Origin of the sequence: Kitasatospora mediocidica KCTC 9733, assembly GCF_000744225.1 — a bacterium.
Classification (GTDB): domain Bacteria; phylum Actinomycetota; class Actinomycetes; order Streptomycetales; family Streptomycetaceae; genus Kitasatospora; species Kitasatospora mediocidica.
On sequence record NZ_JQLN01000005.1, the window covers coordinates 694,667 to 715,067 of the forward strand.

The following is a 20,401-nucleotide window of genomic DNA, read 5'->3' on the forward strand; positions in this document are numbered from 1 at the left end:
CGACACAGGCCCTTCGCCTGCGATCCTCGGGGGGGGAATGCTTTCGCGGTCCATTCTCGCAGCGGCTCCCGGCCCCGGGCAGGCACCCCGGACCGATCCCCGACCAGGCCCCTGGTCCTGGTCAGGGCCGTGGACCGGGCCCAGATCCTGACGGCGTTCTCCTCCTCCGCTCGGACGAGAAGGCCCGGTACGCCGTGATGGTCTGAAGACGTGCCGGAAATCGCCGGCTACAGCACCACAGCCGGAGGACATCGTGATCCGTGCCCTGACCGGATTCTCCACCAGGAATCCGTGGAAGGTCATCGCCACATGGACGGTCCTGGGAATACTCCTGACCATCCTGAGCCAGACCCTGATCTACCGGGTGACCCAGACGCAGACGGCCGACTTCCTGCCGAAGAGCTACGACTCGGCCGCCGCGATGCAGATCGCCCACGACCACTTCGGGACGAAGCCCGACGCCAACCCGGTGACCGTCCTGGTCGCGCGGACCGACGGCCGGGCGCTGACCCCCGCCGACCGGGAGCAGATCGACGCCGGGGCGAAGCGGCTGAGCAGCCTCAAGGTCACCATGCCCAAGCCCAAGGACGCGACACCCCTTCAGCACGACTACTCGCAGATCCCCCAGGTCAGCCCGGCCATGGCGGCACCTGACGGAACCTTCGAGCTGCTCTCCGCCAACCTCACCGGGAACTCCGCCGACCCGGGCCTGGAGAACACCTTCCGGGCGTTCCGGGACAACGCCCGAGCGGAGTTCGCCGCCCAGGGCCTGCGAACCGGCTTCACCGGCGCACTCGCCGACCAGGTCGACTCCAGCGACGACGGGAAGACCCTCGCGGCCATCGCCTCCGGCTGCATGCTCGGCCTGATCGTGCTGCTCCACGTCCTCGTGTTCCGCAGCGTCCTGGCCGCCCTGCTGCCGCTGATCTCGGTGGCTCTCATCGGCGGCGTGGCCAGCGGCGCGGTCGTGGGCACCGCACTGCTCACCGGCATCAAGATCGACTCCTCCGTGCCGGAACTCATCAGCGTGGTGCTCCTGGGTACCGGCATCGACTACTTCCTGTTCCTGATGTTCCGCTTCCGCGAGCAGCTGCGGGCCCACCCCGACCGCCACCACCGCACCACCGCCGCCGAGGTCGGTCAGAAGGTCGGCACCGCGGTCACCTCGGCCGCGCTGACCATCGTCGCCGCCTTCGTCACCCTCGGGATCGCCAGTTTCGGCCAGTTCCGGGTGCTCGGCCCGGCCATCGCGGTCTCGGTCCTGGTCATGCTGCTGGCCAGTCTCACCCTGATGCCCGCCGTGCTCGCGGCCTGCGGACGCAAACTCTTCTGGCCCTCACGCGCCCTCGAGGCCGAACCCCGCGAGGGCGCTGCGGCCCGGTTCGGCGACCTGGTGGCCCGCCGGCCGCTGACCATGGTCGTCGCCTCGCTCGCCCTCCTGGGCGCCCTGGCCGGCGGGCTGGCCGGCATCAAGATGGACTACGGCCTGGGCGGCGGCCCCCGCACCGCGTCCCAGAGCACCGCCCTCGAGATCTCCCGAGCCCTGCCCGCCGGCGTGGCCGACCCGACCAGCGTCTACGTCGAAACCAAGAACGCCGGTCCGCTCTCCCCCGGCTCGATCGACGGCCTGAGCCAGCACCTCACCAGGGTCGCCGGGGTCGGCCAGGTGGCCAAGCCGGTCCTGAGCGAGGACCGGCAGGCCGCGCGGATCGACCTGTTCCTCACCGCGGACCCGCAGTCCCAGCAGGCCCGCGACCTGGTCTCCGGCCCGATCCGCGCAGCCGTCGCCCAGAACACACCCGCCGACCTGACCGTGCACGTCGGCGGTACCCCGGCCGTCTTCGCCGACGTCTCCACCGCCGTCAGCCACGACCTCCGGCTGGTGTTCCCGGTCGCGGCGGCACTGATCGCGGTGATCCTCCTCCTGCTGCTGCGCAGCCTGCTCGCACCAGTGGTGCTGATCCTCTCCGTCGGCCTCGGCTTCGCGGCCACCCTCGGCGCGGCCGCCCTGCTGTTCCAGCACGCGATGGACAAGCCGGGCGTCAACTTCACGCTGCCGCTGGTCCTGTTCCTGTTCGTGGTCGCGCTCGGCACCGACTACAACATCCTGATCAGCGACCGGATCCGGGAGGAAATGGAACACCCCGGGCCACCCCGCGCCGCGGTCGCGCGCGCCCTGCGGCACACCGCCCCGGCCATCGCGACGGCGGGCCTCGTCCTGGCCGGCTCCTTCGGCAGCCTCGCGGTGACCCCGCAACCCTCCACCCAGCAGATCGGCTTCGCCACCGCGCTCGGCATCCTGCTCTCCGCGTTCCTGCTGTCCATCGTGCTGGTGCCCGCCCTGGCCGCCATCCTCGGCCGAAGCCTGTGGTGGCCCGTGCGCCCCGAACGCACGGCCACCCCACCCACCGGTCGGCACCACACGGGCACACCGCGATCGCCGCAGTCGCCGCCCCGGTCCGAGTGGTCCGCGCCCCAGCACCAGGACACGTACTCCTAGAGGGCCGATGAAGGTCTCGGTGTGGTCCGGGCTGCCGCCGTCAGGCGGTGGCTCGGATTTGCCAGGTGGTGGTGCCGTGGTGAAGTCCGAAGTTAGCCAGCTTGCTTCGTCGCCGTCGGGTGGGTGTCAGGCGGTGAACGCCGCGGCGACGGTGTCTGCGAGCTGGTTCAGGACGTCCCGTGCGAGTTGCACCGAGCCGGTGAACGAGAAGAAGGCGTGGGTGGCGCCCTTGACCGGGAGGTGGGTGACCGGGACGCCGGCGTCGGCGAGCTTTTGCGCGTACCGGTCGCCCTGGTCCCGCAGCGGGTCGTGTTCGGCGGTGACGATGACGGCGGGAGGGAGCCCGGCGAGGTCGTCGGTGCGGGCCGGCGAGACGCGCGGGTCGGCGCCGTCGTCGGGGGTGGTGAGGTAGAGGCCCCAGAACCATTCGAGCCATGAGCGGGTCAGCAGCGGGCCGGCCATGTTCTCGTACATCGAGGGGCTGTCGTCGAACCGGTCGACCGCCGGATACGCCAGGACCTGGAGCGCGATCCGCGGGCCGCCACGCCGTTGGGCTTCCTGCACGAGGGCGGCGGCGAGGTTGCCGCCGGCGCTCTCGCCGAACACCGCGATGTTCTGCCCGTCGCCGCCGAAGCCGGGGGCGTTGGCCGCGACCCAGGTGACGGCGGCGTAGGCGTCCTCGATCGCCGCCGGGGAGCGGTGCTCGGGGGCGAGCCGGTAGTCGACGGAGACCACGATCGTGCCGGAGCGGTTGGCCATGATGCGGGCGATGTGGTCCTGGCTGTCCAGGTCCCCGAGGACCCATCCACCGCCGTGGAAGAAGACCGTCACGGGCAGCGGCCCGGAGCGCGACACGTCGGCGGGGGCGTAGATGCGGATCGGGACCTCGATGCCTTCGGCGGCGGCCGTGGTGTCGTGCACGCTGCCGACCGGTTCGGGGTCGCCCGCGAGGGCGGCGAGGCTGCTCGCGAAGGCACGGTTCTGGCTGACCGTCAGGCTCTCCGGTGCGGGTCCGCCTGCTTCGGCCAACTGCTGGAGCAGGGCGTCGATCTGAGGGTCGAGCGACATGGTGGGAACCCTTCCTGGAGGCTGCCGGAGCGGCAGATTGGAATCAGCGCTCCAAGTTCTACGTCCGCCAGATCTGGAATGGCAATTCCAATCTTGCTAGAGTGCGGGCATGAACGCGTCCGTAGAGGTCGAGAAGCCAGAGCGGCGTCGGCTCACCAAGCCCGGCCGGAAGACCCGCGAGCGCATCATCGAGGCCGCCGCGGACCTGATGTTCCACCACGGCGTCGGGGGCACGAGCATCCCGGACGTCCAAGCGGCGGCCGCGGTCAGCGCGTCGCAGATCTACCACTACTTCGGCGACAAGCGGGGCCTGGTCCTGGCCGTGGTGGACTTCCAGACCGACACCAAACTCGACCAGCAGCGCCCCCTGCTGGACAACCTGGACAGCATCGACGCGCTGCGGGCCTGGTGCGACACGGCGGCCGACCGGCAGGACGCCATGGGGTGCGTGGGCGGCTGCGAGATCGGATCGCTCGCCAGCGAACTCGCCGAGACCGACCCCTCGGCCCGCACCGACCTCGCCGTTTCCTTCGACCGATGGGAACTGCCCATCAGGTCGGGCCTCGCCCGCATGCAGGCTCGCGGCGAGCTGAGCGAGCGCGCCGACGTCGCCGCGCTGGCCACCGCCCTGCTGGCCGCCATCCAGGGCGGCATGCTGCTGTCGCAGGTCCGCCGGTCGACCACCGCGTACCGGCATGCCGTATCGGCGGTGATCGACCACATCGAGAGCTACGTCATCGCGTAACCGCGGCGGACCTGGCCGGCAGCGCCACCACCCTGCGGGTCCGTCCGGGGCGGTGTGCTGAGTGGTGATCAGCGGGCGACCGAGATCGCGAAGGGGGTGAAGCCGCTGGAGCGGATCACGTGGGGGACGAAGAGGATCGCGGCTTCTGTTGCGCGGGCGGTCTGGATTCCGCCGAGGTCGGCGATCCACTCGGTGCGCCAGCCGAGGCCGGTGAGCAGTTCGCGGACGGTCTGCTTGGCCTGCGGGTCCTCGCCGGAGAGGAACGCGGTCGGCGGCTGGGTGAGCGTGGCCGGTGCGGTCATCACCGGGAAGAGCATGGTGTTGAGCGTCTTGACGACACGGGTGTCGGGCAGGGCCTCCTGGAGCCGTTCGGCGAGGCTGGAGCCGGGGTAGAGCAGGTCGGCGGGCAGTCCGTCCGGTCCGTCGGTGGTGGCGTTGGAGACGTCGACGAGGATCTTGCCCCGGAGTTCGGCGCGCAGGGCGGTGAGACGTTCCAGTGAGCCGGCGCCCGGGGTGGCGTTGATGACGATCCGGGCGCTGCGGGCGGCGTGGGCGGCGGCGCCCGGCGTGCGGTCCGCGACGGTCACCTGATGTCCCGCCCGGGCAAGGGCGGTGGCGAGGTTGCCGCCGACGCGGCCGTTTCCGAGGACGGCGATGTCGAGTACGGCGATGTCGTTCATGGGATTCGTTCCTCTGGGGGGTTCTGGTGGGGGGGTTCTGGCGGGGGGAGGTTCTGGCGGGGGAGGTTCTGATGGGGTGTCAGCGCGAGAGGGTCGAGGCGGCTTCGGTGTGGATGCCGGGTGCGGCGGCCAGGAAGCTGCTGCTCTGCGGGGTCCAGGGCAGGCCCTGGGCGTCGGAGATCCGTCCGCCGGCCTCGGTGACGAGCAGGGCGCCGGGGAGCAGATCGGCGCGGGCGCCGGCGAACTGCCAGAAGGCGTCGGTCTTGCCGGCGGCGACGTTCACCAGGTGCAGGGTGGCGGGTACGGCGGTGCGTACGACGAGCGCGTCGCGGAGCATCGCGGTGATCGAGGAGCCGACGCGTCGCACCACCGTCTCGTCCTCGTCCGGGCGGGCCTGGCTGGTGGCCACGATGCTCAGGCCGAGGTCGGCGGTGTGGGAGACGTGCAGCGGGCGGCCGTCGAGGTGGGCGCCCGCGCCGGTGAGCGCGGTGTAGGTCTCGCCGGTCAGCGGCAGGTGGACGGCGGTGAGGACGGGCTGGTTGTCGCGCACGAGGGTGGCGGTGACCGCCCATTCCGGCAGCGCGTGCAGGTGGTTGACGTTGCCTTCGACCGGGTCCACGACCCACCACTCGCCGGCCGGCAGCGCGCCGCCGTCGAGCTCGTCCTCCACCCAACCGGCCTGCGGGCGCAGCTCCGTGAGGGCGGGGCGCAGGATGGCCAGGGCCGTGTCGTCGTTGGCGGCGAGCGCCCGCATCAGCTCCTCGCGGGTCCGGTAGGGGGTCACCTCGCCGAAGCGCTCGCGCAGCGCCGAGCCCGCCGCGCGTACGGCGATCACGGTCCGCGTCAGCAGGTCGGCGTCGGAGACCGCAGCATCGGTGGTCTGGAGCGTTTCGGACATGGTGGTACTCCCATCTGAGCAAAAGGGGGTCTTGCGGGGGGAGTTCGTGTTCTCCTGCGCCCGCTCTCGAAGATTAGAAGGCAGGCCGATTAACCTCAAGTGCATGTCAGGCACGGCTAGGATGATTCTCATGCAACTGGATTTGAACTTGCTCGCAGCGCTCGACGCGCTGCTGGAGGAGGGCAGCGTGGCCGGTGCGGCTGCGCGCCTGCACGTCACCGCCCCCGCGATGAGCCGGAGTCTGGGCCGGATCCGGCACACGACCGGGGACCAGATCCTGGTACGCACCGGCCGCACCATGACGCCGACGCCTTATGCGATCGCCGTCCGGGAACAGGTGCACGCGCTGCTGCACCAGGTCCAGGGGGTGTTGGCACCGAGCCGTGAACTCGATCTGGCGACGCTGGAGCGTACCTTCACGCTCCGCTGGCACGACTCCCTGGTCGCCCTGAGCGGCCCCGCACTGCTCGCGGCCGTGCGCGCACAGGCACCGGGGGTGCGACTGCGCTTCGTCGCGGAATCGAGCACCGACACCCCCGAGTTGCGGCGCGGTGAGGTCGACCTGGAGGCGAACGCCAACCGTCCCAGCGCACCGGACATCCGCGCCGAGAACGTGGGCGAGAGTCGCCTCGTCATCGCCGTGCGGCCGGAGCACCCGTTCACCCGCGCCGAAGCCGTCACCGCAGAGCAGTACGCCGCCGCCGAGCACGTCACCGTCTCGCGACGCGGAAACCTCAGCAACCCCCTCGATGACGCCCTCGCCCGCCTCGGCCTCACCCGCCGCGTGGTCGCGACCGCGCCCACCGAAGCGGCCGCGCTGGCGTTCGCACGCGAGTCCGACCTGGTGATCAGCGTCCCCGAAGCCACCACGCGCTCCGCAGTGACCGACCTCGGCCTGGTCGTGCTCCCCCTGCCGCTGCAACTGCCTTCTGCGCCCATTTACCTGTCGTGGCATCAGCGCTACGACACCGACCACGCCCACACCTGGCTGCGCGGACTGGCCCGAACCGCGTTGACCGTGCGCGGCGCCTCGTAGCCGGCTACCCCGCGCGCACGGGCGCAGCCGCCGGGCCGGGGCGAGTGCCACCACCTGGGCCATCAGCACCTGCTGTTGGACGATGGGTAGTGCCGCCGGGTGACGATCATTCCGGACGGGCTGGTCGTCGTCGGCGACGCGTTGTGCTCGGTGAGCCCAGTCAACGCGCAGGGCCTGACGGTGGCGGCACTGGAGGCCCGCACGGTGCACGACACGCTCGCGGCCGGCCGGCGCGACGTCGCCGCGGACTACTTCGCCCGGGCGACGCGCATCCTGACCGCGCCGTGGGGGATGGCCGACGAGCCGGGACAACCCGCGAACCGGACGCAGAAGGTGCAGGGCGCCGCGATGAGCCGGCTGATGGCCGCACTTCGCCCCGACCTGCCGACGCGTCAGCGGCGGTACCCGTCGGCGCGACCGGTCATGAATGGCCGGTGCCCGTGGCCTGGCACTGTGGGCGGCCGGGCCAGCACCATCGCGATGGCGAGCCCGCAGGACCTCACACCGTCGATGCGCCCGGGACCGCACACCCGCGAACGCTCCTCCTGTCGAACGTGAGAGAGACATGCTGACTGTGCTGCCCGACCGGCTGCTCATGCCTGCGGCGACCGCGCCGGGGGTGGCTCGGTGAAGGCGCTCCAGGACGGCGATCCGCGGCGGGTCGGCCCGTACGAGCTGCTCGGTGTGCTCGGCGCGGGTGGCATGGGCCGGGTCTACCTCGGGCGCCGCGACGAGCTCGTGGTCGCCGTCAAGGTCATCAATGAGGAGTTGACGCAGAACACCGAGTTCATCGCCCGGTTCCGTCGCGAGGTGACCGCGACCCAGGCCGTGTCGGGACCGTACGTCGCCGCCGTCGTCGACCACGACGTGGACGCCGAACAGCCCTGGCTGGCGACCGAGTACGTGCCCGGGCCCACGCTGAACGCGGTCGTCGCCGAGCACGGCTGCCTCGGCACGGTGCCGGTGCGGGCGTTGGGCGTGCGCCTGGCCGAGGCCCTGGGGGCGATCCACGCGGCCGGCCTGGTGCACCGGGACGTCAAGCCCGGCAACATCCTGTTGGGGCCGGACGGGCCCAGGCTGATCGACTTCGGGATCGCGCGGGGCGCGGCGGTGACCACCCTGACGCAGACCGGGGTGGTGCTGGGCACGCCCCAGTTCATGGCCCCGGAGCAGTTGCAGGCGCGGGGCCGGGTCGGGCCGGCGGCCGACGTGTTCGCGCTGGGGTTGGTGCTGGCCTTCGCGGCCACCGGGAAGCACCCGTTCGGCCAGACGGACTCCTTCGGCTTCGGCTTCCGGATCGTCTACGAGGAGCCAAATCTCGAAGGCATCCCGGCCGAACTGGTCGACCTGGTCGGGCGCTGCCTGGCCAAGGACCCCGAGGAGCGACCGACGCCCGAGGAGCTGGTCACGGCGCTGGGCCTGGGTGAGGCGACCCTCGACCAGACCGGCCTGGGCGCCCTGATCCGGCACGCGGGCGACACCGCGCTCCCGACCGCGACGCCAACGCCAACGCCGACCGCGACGCCGACCGCGACCCCGACGGAGCCGAACAGCGCGGGCCGCCCGACCCGGCGGCGCCCGGCGGTGATCGCCCTGGCCGCTGTGGTCGTCGTCGGCATGGTCATCACCGTCGTCCTGGGCCTGGGCGGCGGCGCTCCCGCGAGCACCCAGGGCCAGGGCCTCCCGAGCGGCAGCCCCGCCGGTCCGTCAGCGACGGGAACGCCCACCGCGCCGGCGAGTTCCGCCGCCCCGAGCAATTCCCCGCCCCCGTCACCGCCCTCGCCGGCGCCGCCCTCCACGGCGGCACCCGCGACGGCGACCAGTGCGCCCGCCGCCGGGCCGTCGGGGAGCGGCGGCGGCGGAGGCAGCTCCACCACCGGCGGTACGTCAGGGGGTACCACCACCGGCTCCAGGGGCACCGGGGGCGGCTCCGCGAGCACCACCGGGGGTACCAGCGGCGGTACGTCAGGCGGCACAACCGGGGGCGGCTCCGCCACGACCCCCGCCCCGCCCCCGCCCTCACCCGCGCCCCTGCCGCCACCGTCGCCCGCACCCCCGCCCGCACCCCCGCCCTCACCGCAGGGCTCGCCGCCCTCGGCCATGCAGGGCTTCAACGCGAACTACAACAACGCCTGCTTCGGCTCCTGCTACATGCCGCTCACCCTGTCCTGGCCCGCGAAGCCGGACGCGACCCGCTATGACATCCAGTACAGCGACCAGACCACGAACGCGAGCGCCGTCTACTCAACCGCAGGCACCAGCTACACGATCAACGGCCCGGTCTCCGGCGACCACATCTGCGTCGCCCTGCGCGCGGCCAACCAGCACGGAGCCTCCGCATGGACCCAGACCTACTGCTTCGACACCCCGTACTGACCGGACCGGACGAGCCGCCTCTCACGCCGACAGCGACGCGCCGACGATGACCGGGTCGTTGCCGAGATCCGCCAGCAGCGCGTCCAGCTTGGCGCGGTCGACCGAGGACATCAGGAAGACGTGCACATAGCTGCGGCGGGTGGTCTCGTCGCCCGGGACGGTCAGGACGTCCTGCGAGGAGAGGGACCACTTGGCCACCAGCTCGGGGCTGGGCTTGCGGAACCGGACGGTGATGGCGCCCGGGGTGCGGGCCGGCCAGAGGTCGACGCCCTTCTCCAGCCCCAGCAGGAAGAGTTGCTGCTCCAGGTAGGCGGCCAGCTGCTGGGAGCGGCGGATCCGGTTGACCTGGTCGCGGTACGAGTGGCGGGAGAGGTGGTCCCAGAGCACCAGCGGCGAGAAACCGTTGCGGGAGCCGGCGAAGGTGGTGTCGGGGGCGCCGGTGTACTCGGGCTGGGACGGTGGGGCGACCTGGTACTTGACCTTGGTCATGTAGATGCCGCACGGCCAGGGCGCGCCGGGCCACTTGTGGCCGCTCATGGCGATCGAGGAGACCATGTCCAGCTCGCCGAACTCCCGGGTGGGCAGCGTGAGGCCGAAGTCGAACTCCGGCAGCTCGGCGTCGGGGGTCCAGCCGTAGCCCGCAGGGTCGCCGCCGGCCGGGTCGTCGTCCGGGCCGGCCATCCGCATGAACGGCACGTAACCGGCGCCGAGGGCTCCGTCCACGTGGATCCAGAAGCGCCGACGCACGTCTACCAGCGGCTCACGGGTGACCGGGTCCTTGCCGTGGACCACCGGGCCCTGGATCAGCCCGTGCTCCTCGAAGATCGGCAACAGCCGCTCGCAGACCCCGCGCACATCGTCGTGGGCGCCCTTGAACGTGCTGCCGAGGTTGAGGCTGACGAAGACCGGGTGCCCCTTCGCGGCGAAGAACTCCACCAGTACCGCCAGCGCGTCGATGTCGATCTCGCCGGTGCCGTCCCAGGAGTGCCCGGAGGGGCCGCTGCGCGAGGGCACCTCGGTGGGCCAGTCGCGCGGCTCCCCCGAGGGCCCGACCAACGGGCACTCGCCGGGGTACTGCTCGGTGCCCACGGCGTGGAAGGTCTCGACGCCCAGCACGCAGACGGCCTTGGCGAAGGAGTAGTGGGTGTCCTCGGAGTAGAAGGCCACCGGGCGGCGGGCGTTGGGGCTGACCGGCCCGGCTGCCCGCCCACCCTGCTGCTCGCCCTGGTCGCCCTGCTCAGGCGGAGTCGACGGCTGGAGCAGCGGCTTGCCGCTCAGGTAGTCCCGGGCGTTCCAGAGCGCGTACATGTTGCCCTCGGTCGAGCCCATCGATAGCACATAGCCCCAGTACGACTCGGGGTCCTCCGGCCGGTGCGGGCCGTCGGCGTGCCACAGGGTGGCGTAGTAGTCGAGCACGGCGCGCTCGACGGCCTTGGTGTTCGGCTTGTAGCCGCCGCTCTGGAACGGATCGCCGAGGTTGTTGATGTTGTGCTGCATGAACCGGCCGAGGTCGAAGGCGCTGCCGCCCATCTCCTGGGTGGCCTGGAACCCGAGCAGGTGCCGACGCTTCCTGGTCAGGTACTCGTCCATCCGGTTGAGGGCGCGCAGCCGCTGATCCTCGTCCAGCCCGCCCGCCGGTATCGCGAACTCGCGGGCGTCCGGCTCCAGCCGGCCGGGCTCGTCGTGGGCCGCGAAGGCGGGCAGGGTCTCGGTTCGGATCATGGCAGCCAGAATGGAACGTGTGACGCCATGAGGGGAAGCAATCCGCAGAAGATTCGGTGGCGGCCGCCGGTTTCTTGCACATCGTCGACCCGAGGGGCGACCCTGGACCTCGTGCCGAATAATCCTCATACCCGACAAGCACCCCTCGACGATGTGGACCGGGCGATCCTGCGGATCCTCACCGACAACGCCCGCATCCCGAACAACGCGCTCGCGGACGCGGTCGGGATCGCCCCCTCGACCTGCCTGGCCCGGGTGCGCGCGCTGCGCGAGCGCGGGGTCATCAGGGCGTTCCGCGCCGAGATAGCCCCCGCCGCGATCGGACTGCCCCTGCAGGCGATGATCTCGGTCCGGCTCCGGGCGCACACCCGGGAACAGAACGAGAGCTTCCGGGCCACCGCCCCCGACCTGCCCGGCGTGGTCGCCGTCTTCCACATGGCCGGCTCCGACGACTACCTGCTGCACGTCGCCCTCGCCCACCCGGACGCCCTGCGCGACTTCGTGGTCGACCACCTCACCACCCACCCGGCGGTGGCCCAGACCCGGACCAACCTGATCTTCGAGCAGATCCCCGGCCGCCGTCAGTTGACGCCGGGCGCGTGAACGGGCGCGTGAGCCGCGTCCGTCCCGTGCGCCGGGTCCGTCCCGTGCGCCGAGCGCGTCCCGCGAGCCGTCGCCACCCCTGAGCGCCGAAGCCGGCAGCACCCAAACCCGCAAGGGCCATTGACCCCCGGGGGCGGTGGACTATACCTTCCCTCTCATTGGTCTATGCCAATGACGAGCTCCCGCGCCTCCGCACGCCTGGCGAACCCAAATCCCCCACCGTCGCTGCTGTTTGCGGCACCCGCCGAGGAGAGTCATGCCCGCGATCCGTCGTACCTCCGCCCGCAGAGCCGGCCTCGCCGCCGCCGCTGCGGCCTGCGCCCTCAGCCTGCTGGGCGCCGCACCCACCGGTGCCGTCGCCGCCTCGCCCGAGCACGCGGGTGGCGGCCAGGGCGGCGGCCAGAAGGAGTTGACCGGCTACTTCACCCAATGGGGCATCTACTCCGGCTTCATGGAGAAGAACCTGGTCACCAGTGGGGAGATGAAGCACCTCACCGAGCTCGACTACGGGTTCAGCGCCGTCTCGGCGGACGGCCTGTGCAGCAGCGGTGACAGCTGGGCCGACTACCAACGTCCGTTCAGCGCGGCCGAGTCGGTCAACGGCCAGGCCGACCAGCCCGGCCAGGCACTGCTGGGCAACCTCAACCAGCTGCGCGAACTCAAGGCCGCCTACCCCAAGTTGAAGATCGTGATGTCGATCGGCGGATGGTCCTGGTCCGGACACTTCTCCCAGCTCGCGGCCACCGCCGACGGCCGGCAGAAGTTCGTCGCCTCCTGCCTGGACCAGTACGTCACGGGCAACCTGCCGGGCCTGCCGGCGGGCGCCGCGGCCGGCATCTTCGACGGGTTCGCGGTCGACTGGGAGTACCCGGGCGAGCCCGGCAACGGCAACCCGTACGGGCCGCAGGACACCCCGGACTACACGGCGCTGATGCAGGAGTTCCGCCACCAGCTGGACCAGGCGGGCCGCCCGGCCGGCAAGCACTACCTGCTCACCGCCAACACCTCGGCCAACCCGGACTTCGCCGCCAAGCTCGAACTGCCCAAGCTGGCCCGGGTGGTCGACTGGTTCAACGTCATGACCTTCGACTACCACGGCAGTTGGGAGCCCGCCGGTCCGACCGACTTCGCCTCCGCGCTGTTCCAGGACCCGCGCGACCCGAACCCGGCGGACAAGCAGTACAGCGTGGACCAGGCGGTCAGGTACTACGAGAGCCACGGCGTGCGAGCCGGCCAGATCGGCCTGGCCATCCCGTACTACGCCCACGAGTGGACCGGCGTCACCGCCGGACCGAACGGCGACGGGCTGTTCCAGAGCGCGGCGGCGGGAGCTGCCACCACGCCGGACTACAAGCAGGTGGTCGCCGCCCCGGGCAAGACCTACTGGGACCCGCTGGCCGCCGAGCCGTACAAGTACGACGCCGCCAGCGGCGACTTCTACACCTACGACAGCCCGGCCTCGGTCTGGATCAAGGGCCAGTACATCCGCCGGCAGGGCCTGCGCGGCACCTTCGTCTGGTCGATGGACGAGGACACCGCGGACGGCAGCCTGACGGCCGCGCTGGGCCAGAGCCTCAACGGGCGCTGAGACCCGGATCCCACTGTCGGGCGCCGACCTCGGCCGGCGCCCGACATCACCTGTTACCGGTGGGTAGACAGGCCGCTCCACCGCTTCTAGGCTCTGCCCACGCCGCCGGCAGCAGCCCCTGGGAGACCCGCATGGACCAGAGAGATCGCACCGCCGCGCGCCAGGCGGTGGCCGAGGCCGGGGCCCGGCTGGTGACCATGCTCCGGCAGAGCGACCCGCAGGCGGCGGTCGTCGACTCGCAGTGGCGGGTGGCCGACGTGGCATCCCATCTCGCCTACGTCTTCCAGGGGTTCACCGCGGCCGCGGCCGGCACCAGCGGCGAGTTCGCGCACTACGTGCCGGACGAACCGGACTTCCACGAGCGGCTGGCCGCCGTCAACGCGACGCTCGTCCGCGAGCTGGCCGACAGCGCCGGCGAGCGGCAACTACCCGTCGCCGTCGACACGATCGAGCAGGGCATCGCCACCTTCCTGGCCGCCACCGCCACACTCGATCCGGACGCCGCGCTGGCCACCCCCTGGTACGGCCCGGGCGTGACCCGCACGCCGGACACCCTCACGGCGCTGGCGCTCGGCGAGATCCTGGTGCACGGCCTGGACGTCGCCCGCACCACCGGGACCCGCTGGCCCATACCGCGCACCGAGGCCACCGTGGTGGCGCGCGAGGTCTTCGCCCGGATGCTGCCGTTGATGCTGACCGACGCCGGCCGCGGCGCGACCGTCTCGTTCCGGGTCAGTTGGCGCGGCGCGGAGCGCGGCACGCCCGGCCTCGTCCTGCGGCTCGACGCCGGGACGGTGACCGCCGGGCCGGCCGTGGACGGCGAACGGGTCAACTGCGTGATCTGGACGGACCCGGTGGCCTTCCTGCTGATCGGCTACGGCCGGGCCACGACCTGGCGGGAGATCCTGAAGGGCCGGATCATGTCCTGGGGCCGCCGGCCGATGGCCGCCTTCCAGCTCCCGGCCCTGTTCTGCCGGCCCTGAGCACGCCCGCCCGCGCCGCACCGCCGGGCGCTGAGCGACGGCGGTGCGGCGCGGGCGGCCCAGCCCGGCCCGCTCGGACCCTAGACCTTCTGCAACTCGGCTGCCTGCGCCCGCAGTACGGCGTCCAGCAGCCCGGGGAACCGCGCGTCGAACTCCGCTCTGCGCAGCCGGTTGAACCTGCGCGGCCCGGCGTCGCGCTGCTCGATCAGGCCCGCGGCGCGCAGCACCGCGAAGTGGTGGCTCAGCGCGGCCTTGCGCACCGGCACGTCGAAGCTGCCGCAGGAGCGTTCCCACTCCTGGGCCGAGGCCACCTCGCGGATCAGGGTCAGCCGGACCGGGTCGGCCAGCGCGGCCAGCGCCGCCTCCAGCGTGACCTCGTCCAGCACGGCGTGCTCGGGCGGGGTCCGGTGCCGCGGCGTCGCGGCGGGTGGGTCGATGGTCATGTCGGCCTCCCTGGTGACGGGTTACTCGATCTTCGGTGCCAAATGTTCGACGACTGCCATACGCTCAAACTGTTCGCGACTCATCGAACAGCCTACCCCGCAGCGGGCCATCCGCCACGCCTCGAACTGAACTCCCCCTCATCAAGCCTCAGTTGACGCTTCTCGCCGTCTGCCCCGGCTACCTCGCCCCGCCCCTCGACGTGAGCGCGTCCAGTGTGACGGCCGACGCGGTACACCGCAACGATCATGGGGGGTCCGGCGCCCCACAGCGCAGCAGCACTGCCCGGCCGGATGCTCGCCGCTGCTCGCCTACGCTGGCCCTGTCCGCGAGGTGCCCGACCTCCCCGACCCGCGGAAACCGGGACCACACGCGACAGTTGAACAGTTGAGGAGAGAGTGCCGTGCAGACGTTCGAAGGACAGCAGGTCCTGGTGGTCGGAGGAACCTCCGGCGTGGGCCTGGCGGCGGCCGCCGGCTTCGCCGCGGCGGGTGCCGAGGTCACCGTCGTCTCGCGCTCCCGGGAGAAGGTCGACGAGGCGCTGAAGTCGCTCGGCGACCGGGCGCACGGCCGCACCCTGGACATCCGCGACGACGAGCAGGTCGACCGGTTCCTGGCAGCGGCGGGCGCGTTCGACCACGTCGTGGTCTCGGCCGGGGTCACCCCCACCGGCCGCGCCGACACCCTGCCGCTGCCCGACGCGTACGCGGCGATGGACAGCAAGTTCTGGGGCGCCTACCGGATCAGCCGCCAGGTCTCGATCCGTCCGGGCGGTTCGCTGACCCTGGTCTCGGGCTACCTCTCGGTGCGGCCGGGCCGGGCCTCCGCCCTGCAGAGCGCCATCAACGCGGCCCTGGAGGCGCTGGGTCGCGGCTTGGCCCTGGAGTTCGCGCCGATCAGGGTCAACACGATCTCGCCCGGCCTGCTGGACACCCCGCTGTGGGACGGGCTGCCCGAGGCGAGCCGGGAGAGCATGTTCGCGGCCACCGTCCAGAAGCTGCCGGTGGGGCGGGTGGGCCTGCCCGAGGACGTCGCCGAGGCGATCCTCTACCTGGCCGGCAACGCGCACAGCACCGGCACGACGCTCTTCGTCGACGGTGGCGGCTCGATCGCCTGACCCGGCGGTCCCGCTCGGACTACTCCTTCGGCGCTTCGGGCTCCTCGACGAAGTCGACCCGCTTCATCTGGCGGTTCATCGACTTCAGCAGGAACCAGGTGGCCACGCCGAGGGCGGCGAAGACGACGAAACCCAGCAGGCCGGGCGTCACCTTGTCGTTGTTGTCCAGCACCGCGGTGGCGGCGAGATGGGTCAGGTTCGCGGAAGTGCTCATCCCCCCATGGTGACCCGGCTCCATTCGAGCCGGGCCACCGGGGGGTGCGTGTCGCGCACGAGACGCGCCGACCAGGCACGCAGCGGGCTGCGCGAGGGACTACTTGGCGGACTCGGCCGCCAGGCTGCTCGCACGCAGGCCCGCGAAGAGGTCGTCCTCGGGCAGGTCGGTGTCGACCAGCGAGCGGGCGAGCTCGTAGTCCTCGGTCGGCCAGACCTCGCGCTGGACGTCCAGCGGCACGCGGAACCACGGGCCGTCCGGGTCGATCTGGGTGGCGTGCGCGATCAGCGCCCGGTCCCGGGTCTCGAACCAGTCGGCGGCGTGCACCCGCGTGGTGATCTCGCGGTCCTTGCGACCGCTCTTCTCCCAGCCGGCGATCCACTCGCCGTAGGGCGAGTCGAAGCCGTGTTCGGTCAGGTAGGCGTGCAGTGCCCGGATCCGCCCCATCGGGAAGCCGTGGTTGTAGTACAGCTTCAGCGGCTGCCAGGGCTCACCCGCCTCGGGGTAGGCGTCCGGGTCACCGGCGGCATCGAAAGCCCGCATGGTGATCTTGTGGGTCATGATGTGGTCGGGGTGCGGGTAGCCACCGTTCTCGTCGTAGGTGGTGATCACCTGGGGCTTGAACTCACGGATCAGCCTGACCAGTGGCTCGGCCGCCGTCTCGACGTCCAGCAGGGCGAAGCAGCCCTCCGGGAGCGGCGGCAGCGGGTCGCCCTCGGGCAGCCCCGAGTCGACGAATCCCAGCCAGGCCTGCTCGACCCCGAGGATCTCGCGGGCCGCGTCCATCTCCTTGCTCCGCACCTCGTGGATGTTCTCCTCGATGTACGGGTCCCCCTGAAGCTTGGGGTTGAGCACAGAGCCGCGCTCCCCGCCGGTGCAGGTCGCAACCAGCACCTCCACGCCCTGGGCGACATACATGGCCATGGTGGCCGCACCCTTGCTGGACTCGTCGTCCGGGTGCGCGTGCACCGCCATCAGCCGCAACTGCTCAGTCAACGCCTGGTTCCTTCCGGGAATGTCCGGCTCAGCATCGTTCCCCCTATAGTGACGGACTGGAGGACCCGAGCATTCCCGCGCACCACCCCGAGGGCCTTCCGGGAAGGACTGATTCCAGCCATGAACGGCACCACGACGGCCCCGGCCGGCGTCCCCGAGGGCCGGTACGGCAGCACTGGGAACCGCGCGGCCGACCGCAAGCTCAAGGTCGTCGGCACGGCTCTCGGCGTCCTGGCCATCGCCCTGATCGCCTGGCTGGGCAGCACGTACGTGATCCAGCAGTCGAAGCTGAACGGGACCGTGGTCGCCTTCCAGGTGGTCTCGGACAGCCAGGTGCAGGTCCAGCTCTCGGTCAGCAAGGACTCCGGCACCAGCGGGATCTGCACCATCCGCTCGCAGTCCCCGGACGGCACCGTGGTCGGCCAGACCGACGTGGCGGTCCCGTCCCACGGCAGCACCTTCGAGCAGGTCGTCACGATCCGGACCACCGCCCGCGGCACCACGGGCGAGCTACTGAGTTGTACGCCGACGAAGTAACCCGTCCTGATGGACCGCAGCGCCCCGGACGAACCCTCGGGCGAGCCATCCCGGGAGCCGCCGCGCGGTACACGCCGGCAAACGGAACGACAACGCGACGTCAACGGCCCTCCCCTCCGTGACCGGAGATTGTTAGGCTCGTGGTTTCGCCCGTTCCACCCACCGCACCACTTCCGCTGACGACAACCCTCAGCACCGCCCAGTACCGACGAGGAGCACCTGTGACCCAGACCAGCGAAAACGTGACCTGGCTCACTCAGTCCGGCTACGACAAGCTCAAGGCCGAGCTGGAGTACCTGACGGGTCCCTGGCGCGTCGAGATCGCCCAGAAGATCGAGGCGGCGCGCGAAGAGGGTGACCTGAAGGAGAACGCCGGCTACCACGCCGCCAAGGAGGAGCAGGGCAAGCAGGAGCTGCGCATCCGCCAGCTCAACCAGCTGCTGGAGCGCGCCAAGGTCGGCGAGGCCCCCGAGGACTCCGGCGTGGTCGCCCCCGGCATGGTCGTCACCGTCGCCTTCGGCGGCGACCCGGACGACACGATGTCCTTCCTGCTCGGCTCCCGCGAGGTGGCCGGCGTCGACGAGCTGGACGTCTACTCGCCGCAGTCGCCGCTCGGCCGCGCGATCGACGGCAAGAAGATCGGCGACGACGCGACGTACGAGCTGCCGAACGGCAAGAAGGCCGGCGTGCGGATCCTCGAGGTCAAGCCGCACGCGGGCTGAACCCACCCACTGAACGCGGCGCGGCCCCGGACCTCCCTGAGGTCCGGGGCCGCGCCGCGTTGGCCGTCCGGCCGGCTACCCGGCCGCGGAACGGTACTTGCGCACCGACAGCCAGGAGAACACCGCGAGGATCACCAGCGACCAGCCGATCGACACGACGATCGCGTGCTGCATCGGCCAGGACGAGTCCACCGGCCCGATCTGGTTGCCGAACAGGTTGCGGCAGGCCTGCACCGTCGCGCTGAACGGGTTCCAGTACGCGATCGGCTGCAGCCAGTGCGGCATGCTGCTGATCGGCACGAACGCGTTGGAGATGAAGGTCAGCGGGAACAGCCAGATCAGTCCGGCCGAGGTGGCCGCCTCGGGGCTGCGCACCGAGAGCCCGATCAGCGCGCCGATCCACGAGAACGCGTAGCCCAGCAGCAGGAGCAGGGCGAAGGCCGCGAGCATCCGGGGGATCCCGTTGTGGATCCGCCAGCCCACCGCGAGGGCGACCAGCGCCAGCACCAGCAAGGTGAAGGCGGTCTGCACCAGGTCCGCCAGGGTCCGCCCGACGAGCACCGCCGAGCGGGTCATCGGCAGTGACCGGAACCGGTCCACCAAGCCCTTGGTCATGTCCTCCGCGATGCCCGCCGAGGCTCCGGCCACGGCGAACGTGACGGTCTGCGCGAAGATGCCGGCCATCAGGAACTGGGTGTAGATCGACGAGCTGGCGCCGGCCATCGGGATCTGGATGGCGCCGCCCATCACGTACGAGAAGAGCAGCACGAACATCACCGGCTGCATCAGCCCGAAGACCACGATCTCCGGGATGCGGGTCATCCGGCGCAGGTTGCGCTTGGCGACCACCCAGGAGTCGTGCAGCATCGCCGCGATCCCGTGGCGCTGGCGCGGCACCGCGCCGCCGATGGCGTGGTCGGTGGCAGTGGACGTGGTCATCTCAGGCCTCCGTTCCGGTGCCGGCGGCAGCCGCCTTGTCCCTGTCGGCGCCATGGCCTTCGCCGTGACCGTGGCCGTCGCCGTGCCCGTGGCCGTGGCCGTGGCCGCGCCGGTCGGCGGGCGGGGCGCCGTCGCCGTTCTCGGTGCCGTCGCCGTTCTCGGTGCCGGCCGCGGTGGCGTGGCCGGTCAGCGAGAGGAAGACGTCGTCGAGGGTGGGCCGGCGCAGGCCGATGTCGTCGATCTCGATGTCGCGCCCGTCCAGCTCGCGGATCACGTCGGCCAGCACCTTGGCGCCGCCGGTGACCGGGACGGTGATCCTGCGGGTGTTCCTCTCCACGCTGGTCTCACCCACCGCGTAGACCTTGAGCGCCTCGACGGCGGTGGCGATCAGGTCGCGGTCGTGCACCACGACCTCCACCCGCTCGCCGCCGATCTGCGCCTTGAGCTGGTCGGCGGTGCCGCGCGCGATCACCTTGCCGTGGTCGACCACGGCGATGTCGTGCGCGAGGCGGTCGGCCTCCTCCAGGTACTGGGTGGTCAGCAGCAGCGTGGTGCCCTGCTCGACCAGCGTCTCGATGACCTCCCACAGGCCCAGCCGGTTGCGCGGGTCGAGCCCGGTGGTCGGCTCGTCCAGGAACATCACGGGCGGCCGGACGACCAGCGCGGCCGCCAGGTCGAGCCGGCGCCGCATGCCGCCCGAGTACGTCTTGGCGATCCGGTCGGCGGCCTCGCCGAGGTTGAACCACTCCAGCAGCTCGCGGGCCCGCGCCTTGGCGTCCCGCACGCTCATCTGGTAGAGCTCGCCGACCATTTGGAGATTCTCACGACCCGTCAGGTACTCGTCGACGGCGGCGTACTGACCGGACAGGCCGATCAGGCTGCGGACCCGGTTCGGGTGCTTGAGCACATCCACCCCGGCCACCACGGCATGGCCGGAGTCGGGGCGCAGCAGGGTCGTCAGGATCCGGACGGTGGTGGTCTTGCCGGCGCCGTTCGGGCCGAGCAGGCCGAGCACCGTCCCCTCCGGCACGTCGAGGCTGACGCCGTCGAGGGCCCGTACGTCACCGAACGTCTTGACCAGGTTCTCGGCTTGGATGGCTGGCGCCATGGGCCTGCCTCATCTCCCTCGGAGTCGAAAGCGGACACGTCCACTCTGGCCCGGGAGCCGGGCCCCAGCGACCCGAAGATTAGATAAACGCGATATATCGCGTCAAGCGATTTCCGGTCGGCCGGCGC

The 20,401-nt window shown here is 71.5% G+C and carries 20 protein-coding genes; 11 read left to right on the plus strand and 9 right to left on the minus strand.

Annotated elements, in window-relative coordinates; translation table 11 throughout:
* Positions 1-253 precede the first annotated feature (253 nt).
* Positions 254-2,500, plus strand: a complete 2,247-nt coding sequence (locus BS80_RS17165) for an MMPL family transporter (protein WP_063771998.1) — start codon at positions 254-256, stop codon at positions 2,498-2,500.
* Positions 2,501-2,626: 126 nt separating this feature from the next.
* On the opposite strand, the gene BS80_RS17170 is transcribed toward BS80_RS17165, so the two are convergent.
* Positions 2,627-3,568 carry an alpha/beta hydrolase gene (locus BS80_RS17170; RefSeq protein ID WP_035798359.1) on the minus strand — a complete coding sequence of 314 codons (942 nt, stop codon included), beginning with the start codon at positions 3,566-3,568 and terminating at the stop codon, positions 2,627-2,629.
* 109 nt (positions 3,569-3,677) lie between these two features.
* Here BS80_RS17170 and BS80_RS17175 point away from each other — a divergent pair, with 109 nt between their 5' ends.
* Positions 3,678-4,313 carry a TetR/AcrR family transcriptional regulator gene (locus BS80_RS17175; protein ID WP_035798361.1) on the plus strand — a complete coding sequence of 212 codons (636 nt, stop codon included), beginning with the start codon at positions 3,678-3,680 and terminating at the stop codon, positions 4,311-4,313.
* Between the two features lie 68 nt (positions 4,314-4,381).
* On the opposite strand, the gene BS80_RS17180 is transcribed toward BS80_RS17175, so the two are convergent.
* A complete protein-coding gene (locus tag BS80_RS17180) occupies positions 4,382-4,993 on the minus strand; it encodes an NADPH-dependent F420 reductase (RefSeq protein ID WP_035798364.1) in 612 nt (203 codons plus the stop codon).
* Between the two features lie 79 nt (positions 4,994-5,072).
* Complete coding sequence (locus BS80_RS17185; protein ID WP_035798365.1) at positions 5,073-5,891, minus strand: inositol monophosphatase family protein; 819 nt, start codon at positions 5,889-5,891, stop codon at positions 5,073-5,075.
* A gap of 130 nt (positions 5,892-6,021) precedes the next feature.
* On the opposite strand from BS80_RS17185, the gene BS80_RS17190 reads away from it, so the two are divergent.
* From BS80_RS17190 to BS80_RS41890, 3 genes are all read left to right on the plus strand, one after another.
* Complete coding sequence (locus BS80_RS17190) at positions 6,022-6,927, plus strand: LysR family transcriptional regulator (RefSeq protein ID WP_035798367.1); 906 nt, start codon at positions 6,022-6,024, stop codon at positions 6,925-6,927.
* A gap of 99 nt (positions 6,928-7,026) precedes the next feature.
* A complete protein-coding gene (locus BS80_RS17195) occupies positions 7,027-7,485 on the plus strand; it encodes an FAD-dependent monooxygenase family protein (RefSeq protein WP_035798370.1) in 459 nt (152 codons plus the stop codon).
* 69 nt (positions 7,486-7,554) lie between these two features.
* Positions 7,555-9,303, plus strand: a complete 1,749-nt coding sequence (locus BS80_RS41890; RefSeq protein ID WP_051966715.1) for a serine/threonine-protein kinase — start codon at positions 7,555-7,557, stop codon at positions 9,301-9,303.
* Between the two features lie 21 nt (positions 9,304-9,324).
* On the opposite strand, the gene BS80_RS17205 is transcribed toward BS80_RS41890, so the two are convergent.
* Positions 9,325-11,025, minus strand: a complete 1,701-nt coding sequence (locus BS80_RS17205; protein WP_051966716.1) for a PLP-dependent aminotransferase family protein — start codon at positions 11,023-11,025, stop codon at positions 9,325-9,327.
* Positions 11,026-11,178: 153 nt separating this feature from the next.
* On the opposite strand from BS80_RS17205, the gene BS80_RS17210 reads away from it, so the two are divergent.
* The 3 genes from BS80_RS17210 (at position 11,179) to BS80_RS39430 (ending at position 14,199) form a co-directional block, all read left to right on the plus strand.
* On the plus strand, positions 11,179-11,628 hold the full coding sequence (locus tag BS80_RS17210; protein ID WP_232246512.1) for an Lrp/AsnC family transcriptional regulator: 450 nt from the start codon (positions 11,179-11,181) through the stop codon (positions 11,626-11,628).
* 256 nt (positions 11,629-11,884) lie between these two features.
* Entirely contained in the window at positions 11,885-13,216 is a 1,332-nt protein-coding gene (locus tag BS80_RS17215; RefSeq protein WP_051966717.1) for a glycoside hydrolase family 18 protein, read from the plus strand.
* Between the two features lie 131 nt (positions 13,217-13,347).
* On the plus strand, positions 13,348-14,199 hold the full coding sequence (locus tag BS80_RS39430) for a maleylpyruvate isomerase N-terminal domain-containing protein (protein WP_051966718.1): 852 nt from the start codon (positions 13,348-13,350) through the stop codon (positions 14,197-14,199).
* A gap of 80 nt (positions 14,200-14,279) precedes the next feature.
* Here the strand turns inward: BS80_RS39430 and BS80_RS17225 are convergent, their stop codons facing one another.
* Positions 14,280-14,642, minus strand: a complete 363-nt coding sequence (locus BS80_RS17225) for an ArsR/SmtB family transcription factor (RefSeq protein ID WP_035798375.1) — start codon at positions 14,640-14,642, stop codon at positions 14,280-14,282.
* A 401-nt stretch (positions 14,643-15,043) separates the two neighbouring features.
* Between BS80_RS17225 and BS80_RS17230 the strand changes: the two genes are divergently transcribed.
* Entirely contained in the window at positions 15,044-15,757 is a 714-nt protein-coding gene (locus BS80_RS17230; RefSeq protein ID WP_035798378.1) for an SDR family oxidoreductase, read from the plus strand.
* 19 nt (positions 15,758-15,776) lie between these two features.
* Here the strand turns inward: BS80_RS17230 and BS80_RS17235 are convergent, their stop codons facing one another.
* Both BS80_RS17235 and mca read right to left on the minus strand, forming a co-directional pair.
* The gene (locus BS80_RS17235) at positions 15,777-15,971 is read right to left on the minus strand and encodes a hypothetical protein (RefSeq protein ID WP_035798381.1); all 195 of its coding nucleotides are present in this window, start codon (positions 15,969-15,971) and stop codon (positions 15,777-15,779) included.
* 99 nt (positions 15,972-16,070) lie between these two features.
* Complete coding sequence (gene mca / locus BS80_RS17240; protein ID WP_035798382.1) at positions 16,071-16,967, minus strand: mycothiol conjugate amidase Mca; 897 nt, start codon at positions 16,965-16,967, stop codon at positions 16,071-16,073.
* A gap of 120 nt (positions 16,968-17,087) precedes the next feature.
* Here mca and BS80_RS17245 point away from each other — a divergent pair, with 120 nt between their 5' ends.
* The gene (locus tag BS80_RS17245; RefSeq protein ID WP_035798385.1) at positions 17,088-17,504 is read left to right on the plus strand and encodes a DUF4307 domain-containing protein; all 417 of its coding nucleotides are present in this window, start codon (positions 17,088-17,090) and stop codon (positions 17,502-17,504) included.
* 221 nt (positions 17,505-17,725) lie between these two features.
* Positions 17,726-18,226 (plus strand): transcription elongation factor GreA, encoded by a 501-nt coding sequence (gene greA, locus BS80_RS17250; protein ID WP_035798388.1) that lies wholly within the window; start codon positions 17,726-17,728, stop codon positions 18,224-18,226.
* 75 nt (positions 18,227-18,301) lie between these two features.
* On the opposite strand, the gene BS80_RS17255 is transcribed toward greA, so the two are convergent.
* Both BS80_RS17255 and BS80_RS17260 read right to left on the minus strand, forming a co-directional pair.
* Entirely contained in the window at positions 18,302-19,165 is an 864-nt protein-coding gene (locus BS80_RS17255; RefSeq protein ID WP_051966720.1) for an ABC transporter permease, read from the minus strand.
* A gap of 1 nt (position 19,166) precedes the next feature.
* A complete protein-coding gene (locus tag BS80_RS17260; RefSeq protein ID WP_083974826.1) occupies positions 19,167-20,273 on the minus strand; it encodes an ATP-binding cassette domain-containing protein in 1,107 nt (368 codons plus the stop codon).
* Positions 20,274-20,401: the final 128 nt, after the last annotated feature.

Bases quoted from the DNA above. Each gene is read 5' to 3' on its own strand.
- BS80_RS17170 (WP_035798359.1), bottom strand. From the start codon at position 3,568: ATGTCGCTCGACCCTCAGATCGACGCCCTGCTCCAGCAGTTGGCCGAA.
- BS80_RS17175 (WP_035798361.1), top strand. From the start codon at position 3,678: ATGAACGCGTCCGTAGAGGTCGAGAAGCCAGAGCGGCGTCGGCTCACC.
- BS80_RS17180 (WP_035798364.1), bottom strand. From the start codon at position 4,993: ATGAACGACATCGCCGTACTCGACATCGCCGTCCTCGGAAACGGCCGC.
- BS80_RS17185 (WP_035798365.1), bottom strand. From the start codon at position 5,891: ATGTCCGAAACGCTCCAGACCACCGATGCTGCGGTCTCCGACGCCGAC.
- BS80_RS17190 (WP_035798367.1), top strand. From the start codon at position 6,022: ATGCAACTGGATTTGAACTTGCTCGCAGCGCTCGACGCGCTGCTGGAG.
- BS80_RS17205 (WP_051966716.1), bottom strand. From the start codon at position 11,025: ATGATCCGAACCGAGACCCTGCCCGCCTTCGCGGCCCACGACGAGCCC.
- BS80_RS17215 (WP_051966717.1), top strand. From the start codon at position 11,885: ATGCCCGCGATCCGTCGTACCTCCGCCCGCAGAGCCGGCCTCGCCGCC.
- BS80_RS39430 (WP_051966718.1), top strand. From the start codon at position 13,348: ATGGACCAGAGAGATCGCACCGCCGCGCGCCAGGCGGTGGCCGAGGCC.
- BS80_RS17225 (WP_035798375.1), bottom strand. From the start codon at position 14,642: ATGACCATCGACCCACCCGCCGCGACGCCGCGGCACCGGACCCCGCCC.
- BS80_RS17235 (WP_035798381.1), bottom strand. From the start codon at position 15,971: ATGAGCACTTCCGCGAACCTGACCCATCTCGCCGCCACCGCGGTGCTG.
- BS80_RS17245 (WP_035798385.1), top strand. From the start codon at position 17,088: ATGAACGGCACCACGACGGCCCCGGCCGGCGTCCCCGAGGGCCGGTAC.
- BS80_RS17255 (WP_051966720.1), bottom strand. From the start codon at position 19,165: ATGACCACGTCCACTGCCACCGACCACGCCATCGGCGGCGCGGTGCCG.
- BS80_RS17260 (WP_083974826.1), bottom strand. From the start codon at position 20,273: ATGGCGCCAGCCATCCAAGCCGAGAACCTGGTCAAGACGTTCGGTGAC.